The organism is Pseudomonas sp. NFACC32-1 (assembly GCF_900101215.1).
Taxonomy (GTDB): Bacteria; Pseudomonadota; Gammaproteobacteria; order Pseudomonadales; family Pseudomonadaceae; genus Aquipseudomonas.
This window is the reverse complement of sequence record NZ_FMUL01000021.1, coordinates 87,021-99,499: the sequence shown is the minus strand read 5'-3', so window position 1 is coordinate 99,499 and position 12,479 is coordinate 87,021. Positions and strand designations below refer to the sequence as shown.

The following is a 12,479-nucleotide window of genomic DNA, read 5'->3' as shown; positions in this document are numbered from 1 at the left end:
CCCTTTGCAGGTAGTGCGCGGTAACAACGATCTGGGGGCCGACTGGGCTGGCCGGCTGGCCGATCGCCTGCAGTTCGACCTCTGCGGGTGGCAGGTCTTGTTGGTGCACGACATCGCCGATGTCCCGGCCTCACTCGACCCGCGCGTGAAACTGGTGATCACCGGCCATTCCCATAAGCCCGGCATCGACTGGCGCGGCGAGCGCCTGTACCTCAATCCGGGCAGTGCAGGGCGTCGGCGTTTCAAGTTGCCGGTGACCCTGGCCTTGCTGGAGGTGGATGCAAACGCCATTGAACCCAGCATCGTCACTTTGCTGGAGGACCCGCCGCCTCCCGGCCCATGACCGGGAGGCGGCGGCGATCAAGGCTTCTTCGATCCTTGCCCCTGGTACGGGTGCGCGCTGGTCGCTGGTATCATGCCGCCGAGCTTGTTATCGATCCTCTCCAGTTCTCGGTATGGGCCTGTAGTTGCTCATGCAAACGTTGCATCGGTGCTGAGATCAGGTCGAGCCGGCGGGCCAGCGCCCCTCGGTGGAACAGCGCCTGCCAGCTGATATCTGCCTCGCCGGGCATCAGCCCGGTGAAGATGAATCCGGCCGCCATCAGTCGCCGGTAATCGTCGTTGAACTGCCGGCGAAGGCTGAGCCTCACCGAGATGGACCAGTGGGCAGGCAATTGTTGCAGTTGCCTGGCCAGGTGACGGCCGATGTGTCCAGCCACGACGTCGACCCGCCCCGGCAACTGCCTGAGTTGCAGAGGTTGCACCGAGCACGGGGCGTCATCGAGCGTGACACCAAACCGCGATGCCATTGGGGCCATGAACCATTGGCATGTCGCAGGCCATCGGATCGAGGGCAATGGCCGGCGATGGCCCTGGATCATCTGGCAGCCGACCACCACGGTTTCGGCCAGGGCAACGTCGAACGGCGAAGGCACATGGTCGGGCATCAGCCCGGTGTCATGGAAACCCAGTCGTTGTGCCAGCCGTTGGCTGTAGGGATGGCTGGTGACTTGCTTGATCGACAGCCTGGCGAGTCCGAGGTCCTGGCACCGCTCCAGTAACTGCCGACCCAGGCGGGTTGCAATCTGACTGCCTTGAAGGGTGGGATCCACCGCCATCAGCGCCAGTTCCGCATCTTCATGACGGGGGACAGCCTGGCACAGCGCAGCGTGGCCGACGACACGTTCATCCAGCACCGCCACCATGGAATGCCACCGTTGGTGCAGGTTATGTTGGCAGATCATGTGGGGCAGGTAGACGTCCGGCGAAACGTAGTGGTACCCGTACACCCGGCGGAACAGTTCGCTTGTGCCGACGGCATCCGCAGGCCTGAACGGCCTGATGACCAGGGCGCTCATTGGGGGCGGCCCGTCGGGCCGTAGGATCGCCGATCGATGACCGGCAGGTGCTTGCCGGAGCGGGGATGGCGCTCAAGGTCCCGTGCATGGCAGGCCCGGACCTCCAGGCCAACCCGCTCGATGCCCGGATACAGCCTGGTGAGAGCGGCCTCCAGCGCCAGTGACAATGATTCATATGCTTGAAGGGGAACGCCGGGGGTCCATTTGAGCACCACGCGATCGTTGCCTGCCACCTGCTCGATGATCAGTTGCCATTGAGCGTCACCGGCCATGCCCTGGATGATTTCATTGATCTGCGGCGCAGACAGCGAAAGCACGCCTACCCGTACCCGTTGACTGTGGCTGCTGCGTCCCTGAAGCGCGAACTTGCGGCGCGGCGTACCGACCGGTTCACGCCAGCAGGCACGGTCGCCTACCGGGTAGCGTAGGATCGGCATCAAGGTACGGGTGAAGTTGGTCACCACCAGGTTACCGGGTCGGTCGCACGCCTCGATGACATCCCCGCTCAGTTCATCGATGATTTCCACCTGAGTCTGTTCGTCGAAGACCCGGTGTTCCCCTGGATTGCAGTCCGGGGTACTGGCCCCCACCAGCCCGGCGTCCACGCTGGCATAACCGATCGATGTGAAGCGTGCCTTCGGAAGGGCGCTTCTCAACGATGGCAGCTGACCTTCGAACAGGTGCTCTCCACCGAACAGCACCGTGGTGACCTGGGGCAACGTCCGTCCCTGCTGATTCAGGTGGCTGGCGAATGCCAGCAAGTGCGCCGGAACCCCGGCCAGCACATTGATATGGTGCGCGGTAATGGCGTCCGCCAGGATGTCGGGTTCGACCGAGCCGGTGAAGGGGAACTCGGTGATGGCTGCTTCAACGCGAGACAGGGCGCCGTGAATGAACAGGAAGCTGGCATACAGGTCCCCGGAAAAGAACAGATTGGCGACTCGATCCCCTGCCTTGAGTTGCGTGGACAGGCTGCGACCGAAACAGTCGAGCATCCATTGCCACTCTTGATGGGTATAGACCGACAGTTTCCCCTGGCCGGTGGTGCCCCCGGTCTTGAAGACCAGTGCGTCCTGTACCCGATCGGTCAGTACCTCCCAGGTGTCCAGGTCCTGGCTGTCGGACCAGTAATCGTTGACGTCCGCAACAGGTATGTCCTGCAAGGCGCAGCCCTGGGACGGTAGATGTCCCAGGTGTCTCTGGTAATACCTTGAATGCTGGCGGACATGGGCCAGCCAGGGTTCAAACGTGAAGGAAATGCTCATCGGGATTCTCTGGAAAAATTCACGGGGTGACGGACAGGCAAAAGGCAATCAGCCGTGTTTTCTGACGTCGATCACCAGCGGGACCTTGCCGCTGTGCCTGTTATGTTCGAAGCACTCGACCGGACAGGATTGGACTTCCAGTACCAGCAGGGCGGCATTGACCGAGGTGGACAATGGCCGCAGGCCCAGGACCCTGTGGCGGACCGCCCGGGCATCACCGTCGGCGCGAATCAGCAAGCGTTCACAGCCACTTGCGTCGTGATCGAGAACCACCTGGATGGCCACTTGCGCCCGTTCGGTGAGTTCCTGGGTATTGATGAACTCCGTGGCGATGCGAACCAGGCGGCCGTGACGCTGGCGCAATTCGAACCGGGGCGATTCCAGGCCACACGGGCAAGGGGTGGTCAACCAGCGTCCACAATCGCCGACTTCATAGCGGCGAAGGGGTTGTGCCTGGCGCAGGCGGGAAGTGAACAGCAGCCGTCCGGTGTCCCCACGCCTTAGCGGGATGTCCTGGTCCAGGGCGACGATTTCCAGGTGCTGGATGTCGGCCATCAGATGGAAGACACCCTCGTCGCTGGCGAGGCAGGCATGGCCCAGTGGGCCGGCATCCACGGTGCCATAGATGGCTGAGCGGATGCTCGTGACGCCGCAGTCCTGAAGCAGTTGCCGACTGCCTTGGCCCAGGTGCTCGCCACCGAGCAGTACCTTGCGTACGCCACCGTAACCCTGGAGCGCGGGCCGCTGGCTGGAGAACAAGCGGTGCAGGGTGCTCGGCATGCCCACCACGGTGTTGACGTCATGGGCGACGATCAACCGGGCGATTTCATCGAAATCGTTGTCCGAGGGAGCGCCCATGGGGTAGTGCACGACGTTCATCTGTTCAAGAATTTTCGAAAAGCTGAAAAAACCGCCATAGAGGCCGCCCCCGTAGAACAGGTTCATGACACGGTCCCGTGCGGGATCGAGTCCGGCGGCGCGCAACCCGTCGGCTGCCGCGCGCATGTGGCGATCGAAATCGCGATGACTGTAGGACGCCAGCACAGGCGCACCGCTGCTGCCGCCGGAGCGGAAGAACAGCTGTGCCTGGGCACTGACGGGTAATGCGGCGAAAGCCGCCTTGTCCATGATGGGGGTCGAGGCGTCGACCGACAGAGCGGGGGGCGGCCGGTCCAGGGTGACCCGATGAGATGCGATATCCGCCTCGAGACTGACCGACACCCGACGGCTCAACCGTTGCAGCGCATAGACGCCGTCATGGGGCTCGCCGTCATAGCCTTGCTGGACGGCCGCGGTCGCTGAAACACGGGTTACGCCAGCGGCTAGCAGGCCGCGGGTCAGTTCCGCGGCCTGGTCCGCTTCACACATGAGCGCGCAGCTTTGCAGTACATTGCGCCAGGGCAGCAGGGTTTCGATCAATGCCGCCCGAGGCACGGGGCGCAGCAATAGCGTGCGGAACAGCGGCGATGGCGACAACTGGCGATGATGTTCCCACAGAATGCGCCAGCCGCTGCCGTCCCAGACCTGGCCGGTGACTTGCGCGAAGCTCTGGTCCAGTCGGGCAAGAGCCGTCCGGGTAGTGATCTCGCAGGCCTCCGCGGTGCTGACCGCCAGCGCCGGCCAGCGCCCGGACCGTCGTTCGAACGCAGCGGCGAGCGCATTGCCCAATGCCTGCAACGCAGCAGGTTCATCGCTGTCCACCAGCAGCCATTGCGGGCTGGAGCAGGCTTGCTGATCCAGGCGGCAGATTTCGTCCACCAGGCAGTCCAGTGCCTGTGGGCTGGCGGCGCGGAGCGTGACATAGGCGAAGCTGATGCGATGGCCCCAGTCGATCCAGCGGCACCCGCCGGGGATCTGCTCGCGCATGGCCCTGAGGGCCGTTTCTCCACCCCACGCGCTGACGCCTTGCGCCAGGGCGAAGAGACGTTTGTTCTCGTGGTACGGCAGCGGCAATACCGCCAGGTATTCGCGCAGGCGGCCGCTTGGATCGCAATCGAGGAAGGCCTTGAGCGCCCGCGCCGTCAGGCCCTCGTCACGGGTGCTTGGACGTATCCAGTTGATGTTGCCCGCCAGCAGGCTTTCCAGGGCGGCGCAGAACGCCAGCAGCGGTGCGTTGCCCGGCGTGACGTGTACCACCAGGCCCAGGGGCTGCCAGCTTTCGAAGGGGCCATCGCTGTAGTCGATGCGCCTGATCGAGCGAGGGGACGGTCCCAGTTCACGCGTCAGCTTCACGCCCAGGTGATCGCGACTGCAGAAGGCGATCAGCGCCTGGCACTGATCCTCGGTCAGGAATGGGGCTCGACCGGCAGAGCTCAGCTTTTCTACGAACGTCTCGGCGCATTCGAGCACGCTGTCGCTCGAGGGTGGCGAGGCCAGGAGGTCGGGCAGCCGTGCCTGCAACCGCTGCAGCGTCTCGTCCAGGGGCAGCTCCCCATGCAGTTGGCCGTTGATGAGGTACATGTCAGTTCTCCTTGATCATTTCGGCGGCCGCCATGGCACAGCTTCGGCTGGCGCTGGTGCCGGCACGGCCATGCAGCTCGAACCACTGGGTAGCCGAGCCGCATTCGCAATCGGCGGGGTGCAGGGTCGCGAGGTCGCTCATCACCACGGCATGGGCCGGGCTGGAAGAGATGTAGGGCGATACGAAAGACAGCAGACCCGGTGCGCCGAATGGCTGGACGCTGAAATCCGAGGGGTGGCGGACGAAGACTCTGGAGTACACCGGTACATGGAAGCGGTGGTGCGCACATTCGATGTACGGCACGGCATGTTCGACCGCGCCATAGCCGTCCCGGCAACGCTGGGTGTCGATACCCAACTGCCGGCGGATGTGCTCATAGACCTGCTGGCGGGGAATCTCCTGGGCGGCCTGTTTTTTCCAGCCGCCTCCCAGGAACACCAGGGAATCGGGCGCAAGCTTCAGGTCCGGGACGGCGGTTTCGCGCATGCGCTCAAGTACATGGCAAAGCAGCGCCGGGAAGCCGAATATCCTGACCGGCAGGCCCTGCTCGGCGAATTCCTGCAATGCGCGGATGACGCCAAAGACATCGAACTCATGGCCTTTTCCGGTGCGCCGCAACGCATACGCAACGCGATTGACCGGGGCAAAGCGACACAGGAACTGATCGGTATAGGCAGTGCCCAGGCGATTGTCAGGTTCGGGTTCGTGGCCGAGCAACAGATAATTGCAAGGCGAATCCGGCGTGAACCAGCCGTAGTGCTCGAAGATCCGCGCCACCATCCCCTGGGCGGCCGCCATGCTGCGTTCGTCGTAGCGCATGCGGCTTTTCTGCCCACTGGTGCCGGAGGAGGTCAGTTCCAGGGCATCCCCGGCGGTGGGGCTGAGCAGCAGTCGCTGCTTGAAGTAATTGGCGTAGATGGGCGGCAGGCGCGACCAGTCGGTCAAATGTTCCAGGTCTGCGGCGCCAAGGCCGTTGGCGTTGAGCCAGTCTTCATAACCCGGCGTGTGGTGGCTATGGAACAGGCTGATCTCTGCCATGGCACGATCGAACAGTCCGGTGGGCATCGATTCGGGGCTATAGGGATGGCGCGATGCGCATAGCGCATCGGCATGGGGGAAATGGATCATTGGATTTCCTCAGGACGGCAAATCAGGCTTGAGTGACCGGACGGGTCATGAACAGGCGCAACACCACAAGACAGCTGAGCCCGGCGACGCCGGTCTTCAGCGCAAAGGATTCCAGGCTTGATCCGGCGCCCAACAGTGCCAGCAGCGAACCGGCCGAGCTCATCACCGCGATGGAAATCATCCCGACCATGGCCGAGACCAGGCCTTTGCTATCGTCGCTGGCGTAAAGGGCCAGTCGATACAGTGCTGCGTTGCCCATGCCCAGCCCGAGGGCATAGAGCGACAGGGCGCCGACCAGAACCGGCAGGGAAAGCGGCAAGCGGCTGGCGAGCACCAATGCGATCAGGCCTGCACACAGGGGCCAGAGGCTGTAGCGCAGCACACCGCGCACGCCAGCCCGCTCCACCAGGCCATTGAGCAGGAGATTGCCGAGGATCACCGCGGTGAAGACCGGAACCTGCCACAGCCCGTACAGCAGCGGAGAAAGGCCCTGGCCCTCGATCAACAGCAACGGCGACAGGCCTATCCAGGCAATCAGGGGCAGGCTCATCAGGCCCAGCGCCACGCTGGCAGAGAGGAAACCGACATGGCCCAGCAAGGCGCCATAACGCTTGAGCAGCCTGGGTAGCTCGAAGGGCTCGGACGCCGACTGGCGATAAGCCGGTCCGGGTTTGTGCGGCATGAACCCCCACAAGGCCAGCCAGCTCATCGCCCCCAGGCCGGCCAGCAGCAGGAACAGCTCGCGCCAGGACAGCCATTGCAGCATCAGCCCCCCCAGCAAAGGGCCCAGCAAGGGAGAGAGAAGGGCGAGGTTGCCCAGTAGCGCCATGACCTTCACGGCGTCCGATTCGCTGAACATTTCCTGTATGGCGGGATAGCTGACGGCAATCACGAAGCCCAGGCCCATGCCCTGGATCAGGCGAAGGCCATTGAACCCCGGCATGTGGGTGACCTGGGTAATTGCCGCGCACGCCAGCACGAAGCCGGCACAGCCGGCGAGCATGAAGGGGCGCCGCCCATGGCGATCCGACAGGGGGCCGATCAGCCAGGGCAGCATGACGCCGCCCAGCAGGTAGAGGTTGAAGGCATAGGGTATCTGGTCCGCAGTTGCACCGAGCTCTTCGGTGACTGCAGGCATGGCGGGCATGACCAGGTCACTGGCCATGTAGGTGAGGAGTTCGAAAAGCGCGATAGCCAGGCAAAAACCTGTCAATCGATTGGGTGAGGAAGTTGTCAGCAAGTTTTGCATGGTTTCCAACGTTATTTTCAATAAGGAGGTAAGTGCCTCTTATTCGAGAATACGTGGGCGGGTTTCAGGGCCGAAATAAGCGTTGCCCTTAGTTTGCGGAGGAAACCTGACTTAAAGTTGTACGAACAAATGCCCTGCCGTGTGGGCATTTGTTCCTGCTTTGGGTAATCAGTCTGATGCCGCTGGCCTGGCAGGCGGCCCGTCGGTTTCTGACGATTCAGCCACGTCAGTCAACGGTGTGGGTCGAAGCCTGGACCGCCGTGGCGCCCTGGCCCATCGCCATGACCCCGGTCGTGAGGAAAGAACAGGCAGCCGCCCAGCATCAGGGTGGACGACGGTGCGAGCAGCAGGGTTATACGACGAAACATAAATAAATCCTCATGATGAACAGCACCGGGTTGCGTGCAAACGCGCCTTCGGCTGTACCATGGGACCCCGTGTGCTGCCCCTTGTCCCTGGAATCGGGTAGGCACCTGGCAAGCAGACGGATACAGAACGGATACATTCAGGAACTGGCAATGACTCATTCGCAACGCTTGAAATACTCGATCCTGATCGTCCTCGCGGTCCTGGCAATCATGCTCGGGCTGTCCTGGATGCAGAACAAAGGCATGATCAGCGAACAGCTGTTCCAATACATCGCCATTGCCGTGGCGGTCATCGTCGTCGTGATCAACGGGGTGATGCGACGCAAGGTCAAGCCCTAGCGCCTCGCAGGGAGCGCCTGGCGTCAGTCGCCAGCCTCGAGCGCAGCCATTGCCCTGTGGTGCAGGCTATAGCTCTTGTCGGGGTTGAGTGTCAGTACCCCCTCGCTGCACAAGCGCTTCAAGACCTCGCGTACGCTGAGGAAGGACAACGGAATGTCCAGCCCCACCAACTGGCTGTGTACCCCTCGTACACCCAGGCTGCGGTTTTCCTCTGCCGCCGTCAGCAGCGCATCGATGACCTTGAGGCGAATCAGGCTGGTTCTGAGCCCGAAGCTCTTGAGCAGGCGCCTGATGTGCTCATTGCTGCCGCGTTCCGTTGGCCTGGCGAACACGTTGTCGGGGGTCTTTATCGCGATGCCGGTTGACCCCGGCTTACCCTCCCTGGGCAGTTGCGCGTTATGCATGCAGAAACTCCTTACCAGCCTGAACAGAAGAAAAGATTGCAAATACTCTCCTGATAGGACGAACGAGAGCGGCCAATCATGAAGGCGCGGTTGTAAAAAAATGCGGCAATGTCGTGCAAGCCCCGTGATCAGGCCTCTGGCTGGTCATTAATTTTTTTTTATCCGGTTCGTTTCCAAGGAAGGCGCGTTCCCGGCTTCATGCCCGAGGGATGTGATTTCCAGGCCGGATATGACGTTTTTCCTGCTGTCCTTTCAGTAGCCGTCCCGGTTTTTCAAGGTTTTCGATCAGGAGTGAACGTGAAGATATCCGGGCAGTTATCGAGGTTTTGCCTCACAGGCGCGGTTCTGGGCATGGGGCTGGGGCTTGCCGCCGTTGCCAGCGCCCAGGGCGATGCGCAACAGGCCAGCGCCGAGATCCGTCGTACCCAGTTTGGCGTGCCGCATATCCGTGCCGAGAATGAGCGTGGCCTGGGTTATGGCATTGGTTATGCCTACGCCCAGGACAATCTCTGCCTGCTCGCCAATGAAATCGTCACGGTCAATGGCCAGCGCTCGCGGTATTTCGGGCCCGACCAGGTCACGGTCGAACAGCGGAAAAACACCGCCAGCGACCTGTTTTTCAGCTGGCTCAACACCCCCCAGGCGGTCTCCGGTTTCTGGCAGGCACAGACGCCCGAGGTGAAACAGCTGGTCGAGGGGTATGCGGTGGGCTACAACCGTGCCTTGTCCGAGCGCCGGGCCAAAGGGCTGCCTGAGCAATGCGCGAGCGAATGGGTACGACCGATCACCGCGCTGGACCTGGTCAAGTTGACCCGTCGTCTGCTGGTGGAAGGCGGCGTTGGCCAGTTCGCCGAAGCCCTGGCCGGTGCGCAGCCGCCCAGGGCTTCGGCGGACGCCGGCGTGCCGGTGGCGGATTTCGTGGTCGCCGCCGACCGACAGCAGCGCTTCGCCCTGGAGCGCGGCAGCAACGGGCTGGCCATCGGCAGTGAACGTTCCTTCAACGGACGCGGCATGCTGCTGGCCAATCCGCATTTTCCCTGGCTGGGGGGCATGCGCTTCTATCAGATGCACCTGACCATCCCGGGCAAGCTGGATGTCATGGGCGCCGCGTTGCCGGGGCTGCCGGTGATCAACATCGGTTTCAGCCAGCATCTGGCCTGGACCCACACTGTCGACACTTCCAAGCATTTCACCCTGTACCGCCTGCAGCTCGATCCCAAGGACCCGACCCGTTACCTGATCGATGGTGAGTCCGTACCGATGAGCCAGCAGACGGTCACGGTGGAAATCAGGCAGCCCGACGGCCAGGTGAAGTCGATTTCGCGGGTGGTCTACGGCTCCCGGTTCGGGCCGGTGGTGCAGTGGCCCGGACGGTTGGACTGGGACGGCCAGTTTGCCTACAGCCTGCGGGATGCCAACCTGGAAAACGATCGGGTGCTGGCCCAGTGGTACGCCATGAACCGGGCTGTCACCCTCGAGGATTTCCAGAATACCGTGCATGAGATCCAGGGCATTCCGTGGGTCAACACCCTGGCGGTGGATGACCAGGGGCAGAGCCTGTACATGAACCTGTCGGTGGTGCCGAACGTGGGGGCCGATAAACTGGCCCGCTGCAGCGACCCGCGGGCCGGGCAGAAGTTGATCGTCCTGGACGGCTCGCGTAGCGAATGCGCCTGGGATGTGGACCCGAAAGCTGCGCAGAAAGGCATCTACGCCGCCGAAAAACTTCCGCAACTGTTGCGCCGCGACTTTGTGCAGAATTCCAACGATTCGGCCTGGATGGTCAACCCGTCACAACCATTGTCCGGCTATTCGCCCTTGATCAGCCAGCAAGGCCAGCCCTTGGGCCAGCGGTCGCGTTTTGCCCTGGACCGGCTCGGCAGGCTGGCCCAGCAAGGACCGGTGAAGGTGGAGGACTTGCAGCGCATGGTAATGGACGACCAGGTCTACCTGGCCGACCAGGTGATGCCAGACCTGCTGGCGTTCTGTTCGGCCGAATCGGGCGCCGCTGCAGCGGTACTGGCTCAGGCGTGTGCCAGCCTGAAGGCGTGGGACCGTACTGCTGGCCTGGACAGCGGATTGGGGTTCGTTCATTTCCAGCGCATCATGGAGCGGCTGCAGGCCGTGCCTGATGCCTGGCGCGTGGCCTTCGACCCAAAGGACCCACAACATACGCCACGAGGCCTGGCTGTCGAGAAGCCGGCAGTCAGCGAGGCAGTGCGCCAGGCCATGGTCGCCTCGGTGGAGGCGGTGAAGGCCGCCGGGCTGCCATCCTCCAGCCGCTGGCAGGATCTTCAGGTCGCCAGCAGCGGTGGCCGGCAGACACCGATCCACGGCGGGCCTGGGGAGCTGGGGATCTACAATGCGATTCAGAGTGTGCCGGGGGCAAACGGCAAGCGCGAAGTGGTCAGCGGCACCAGTTACCTGCAAGTGGTGACATTCGACAGCAAGGGGCCCCAGGCACAAGGGCTGTTGGCATTCTCCATTTCCAGCGACCCGGCATCCCCTCATTCGGCGGACCAGACCGAGGCGTTCTCGAAGAAACGCTGGAGCGTGCTGCCATTCACCGAACAGCAGATCAAGGCCGATCCCCACTACCAGGCGCTGATCATTCGTGAGCGCGATGAGGCCGGCAGGGTGGCCACGCAATAAGCCTGGAGCCGCAAGACAGCCTGCGATAGCGTCAACGCCGACGCCGACGCCATCGCAGGCCCTTTGTCATTGACGGGGAGCAGTTTTCTGAGTGCTGGTCGGCCTCTGGCCGACGGCATTGAGCACCGGGTTGCCGTCCTTGTTCTGCGTCAGGTAGACCGGCAGTACTTTTGGCAACGACGGCACCAGGTTCTTCACTTCACTGACGTTGTAGATACCGCCGATGCGCAGGGCGCCGGTGTTGTTGTCGGCCAGCATGACGGGACGGTCGAGGTAGCGGTTGATCAGCGGCAGCGCATCGGTGAGGGTCAGGTTATCCAGCACCAGCTTGCCGCTGCGCCATGCCAGTGAGCTGTCATCGGCAGGCGTTTCGCGGACCTGCGGCTGGAAATCGCCGGCCTTGTAGCTCGCCTGCATGCCGGGTGTCAGGCGCGAGCCGTTTTGCGTCAGTGCATGGTTGCTGGCGACCAGTACCGAGCCTTCCACCAGCGTGACGCGCACCTGGTCCTGATACATCCAGACGTTGAAGCGGGTCCCGGTCACCCGTACCTGGCCCTGGCCGGCCCGAACGATGAACGGGTGCCGGGTATCGTGGCTGACTTCGAAAAACGCCTCGCCCTTTTTCAGGGTCGCGCGACGCTCATTCTTGTAATTGGCGAATACCAGCTCGCTGCCCAGGTTGAGTTCTACCTGGCTGCCATCGCCCAGGATGATGCGCCGTACGCTTGCGTCGGCTTCGAAGCGCTCGTAGGAATTGGCCAGCCAGCCCAGGTTCCAGCCCGTATAGGCCGCCAGTGGCAGCCCCAGCACCAGCACCGCGGCGGCAGCGGCCAGGGGACGCCAGCGCGCCCGCGGCCGGGGACGAGACACCGGGACCGGCGGCGCGGGTTCGACGCGCGGCAAGTGATCGGCGACGTCCCAGATCTCCAGCATGGCGGCGTATTCGAACGCATGCAGGGGATCGGCATCGTGCCACTGCTTGAAGGCCAGCCGTTCGGCATCGCTACAGTCGGCAGCATGCATACGCATGCACCAGTGCGCGGCCGCATCGGTAATGGCGTCGTATTCGGCTTCCGAGAGTGTATGTTCGGTCATTGACTCTTCCTGGTTTGCCGCATTCTAACCTTCGGCATGAGCTGTCGAGAACTGCCGTCATGGCGATAACATGTCAAATAGGCCGGTTTTTTTCCGCCAAAGGTGCTTGCACCCGTATGGCTGCGCCCTAGCATCCCATGGGCCGGGTGAAAAAAAGATC

At 62.9% G+C, this 12,479-nt stretch carries 11 protein-coding genes; 3 read left to right on the top strand and 8 right to left on the bottom strand.

The window, feature by feature from the left end:
* The coding region (locus tag BLP99_RS24305) for a metallophosphoesterase family protein (RefSeq protein ID WP_092181982.1) at positions 1-343 on the top strand (343 nt) is incomplete at its 5' end.
* Positions 344-413: 70 nt separating this feature from the next.
* Here the strand turns inward: BLP99_RS24305 and BLP99_RS24300 are convergent.
* The 6 genes from BLP99_RS24300 to BLP99_RS26470 all read right to left on the bottom strand — a co-directional run bounded on the left by BLP99_RS24300 (position 414) and on the right by BLP99_RS26470 (position 7,829).
* On the bottom strand, positions 414-1,358 hold the full coding sequence (locus BLP99_RS24300; protein WP_092181979.1) for a GNAT family N-acetyltransferase: 945 nt from the start codon (positions 1,356-1,358) through the stop codon (positions 414-416).
* A complete protein-coding gene (locus BLP99_RS24295) occupies positions 1,355-2,623 on the bottom strand; it encodes a phenylacetate--CoA ligase family protein (RefSeq protein WP_092181976.1) in 1,269 nt (422 codons plus the stop codon). Before BLP99_RS24295 ends, BLP99_RS24300 begins: the two co-directional genes overlap by 4 nt.
* Positions 2,624-2,671: 48 nt before the next feature.
* A complete protein-coding gene (locus tag BLP99_RS24290) occupies positions 2,672-5,083 on the bottom strand; it encodes an acyl-CoA reductase (protein ID WP_092181973.1) in 2,412 nt (803 codons plus the stop codon).
* 1 nt (position 5,084) lies between these two features.
* Entirely contained in the window at positions 5,085-6,212 is a 1,128-nt protein-coding gene (locus tag BLP99_RS24285; RefSeq protein WP_072431130.1) for a LuxE/PaaK family acyltransferase, read from the bottom strand.
* A 22-nt stretch (positions 6,213-6,234) separates the two neighbouring features.
* Positions 6,235-7,461, bottom strand: a complete 1,227-nt coding sequence (locus BLP99_RS24280) for an MdfA family multidrug efflux MFS transporter (protein ID WP_072390991.1) — start codon at positions 7,459-7,461, stop codon at positions 6,235-6,237.
* A 230-nt stretch (positions 7,462-7,691) separates the two neighbouring features.
* Positions 7,692-7,829: a hypothetical protein gene (locus tag BLP99_RS26470; protein ID WP_176776526.1), complete on the bottom strand. Its 138-nt coding sequence runs from the start codon at positions 7,827-7,829 to the stop codon at positions 7,692-7,694.
* A 150-nt stretch (positions 7,830-7,979) separates the two neighbouring features.
* Between BLP99_RS26470 and BLP99_RS24275 the strand changes: the two genes are divergently transcribed.
* Positions 7,980-8,168, top strand: coding sequence for a hypothetical protein (locus BLP99_RS24275; protein WP_092181970.1), 189 nt, complete (start codon positions 7,980-7,982; stop codon positions 8,166-8,168).
* Between the two features lie 23 nt (positions 8,169-8,191).
* Here BLP99_RS24275 and BLP99_RS24270 read toward each other — a convergent pair whose 3' ends face one another.
* A complete protein-coding gene (locus BLP99_RS24270; RefSeq protein ID WP_072459230.1) occupies positions 8,192-8,572 on the bottom strand; it encodes a fe2+ zn2+ uptake regulation protein in 381 nt (126 codons plus the stop codon).
* Positions 8,573-8,869: 297 nt separating this feature from the next.
* On the opposite strand from BLP99_RS24270, the gene pvdQ reads away from it, so the two are divergent.
* The gene (pvdQ, locus tag BLP99_RS24265; protein WP_334223617.1) at positions 8,870-11,224 is read left to right on the top strand and encodes a bifunctional acylase PvdQ; all 2,355 of its coding nucleotides are present in this window, start codon (positions 8,870-8,872) and stop codon (positions 11,222-11,224) included.
* Between the two features lie 66 nt (positions 11,225-11,290).
* Here the strand turns inward: pvdQ and BLP99_RS24260 are convergent, their stop codons facing one another.
* Complete coding sequence (locus tag BLP99_RS24260; RefSeq protein WP_072459229.1) at positions 11,291-12,319, bottom strand: FecR family protein; 1,029 nt, start codon at positions 12,317-12,319, stop codon at positions 11,291-11,293.
* Between the last annotated feature and the right edge of the window lie 160 nt (positions 12,320-12,479).

Excerpts from the sequence above, each read along its gene's own strand:
- BLP99_RS24280 (WP_072390991.1), bottom strand. The coding sequence starts at position 7,461 with ATGCAAAACTTGCTGACAACTTCCTCACCCAATCGATTGACAGGTTTT.
- BLP99_RS24275 (WP_092181970.1), top strand. The coding sequence starts at position 7,980 with ATGACTCATTCGCAACGCTTGAAATACTCGATCCTGATCGTCCTCGCG.
- BLP99_RS24270 (WP_072459230.1), bottom strand. The coding sequence starts at position 8,572 with ATGCATAACGCGCAACTGCCCAGGGAGGGTAAGCCGGGGTCAACCGGC.
- BLP99_RS24295 (WP_092181976.1), bottom strand. The coding sequence starts at position 2,623 with ATGAGCATTTCCTTCACGTTTGAACCCTGGCTGGCCCATGTCCGCCAG.
- BLP99_RS24285 (WP_072431130.1), bottom strand. The coding sequence starts at position 6,212 with ATGATCCATTTCCCCCATGCCGATGCGCTATGCGCATCGCGCCATCCC.
- BLP99_RS24300 (WP_092181979.1), bottom strand. The coding sequence starts at position 1,358 with ATGAGCGCCCTGGTCATCAGGCCGTTCAGGCCTGCGGATGCCGTCGGC.
- BLP99_RS24290 (WP_092181973.1), bottom strand. The coding sequence starts at position 5,083 with ATGTACCTCATCAACGGCCAACTGCATGGGGAGCTGCCCCTGGACGAG.
- BLP99_RS24260 (WP_072459229.1), bottom strand. The coding sequence starts at position 12,319 with ATGACCGAACATACACTCTCGGAAGCCGAATACGACGCCATTACCGAT.
- BLP99_RS26470 (WP_176776526.1), bottom strand. The coding sequence starts at position 7,829 with ATGTTTCGTCGTATAACCCTGCTGCTCGCACCGTCGTCCACCCTGATG.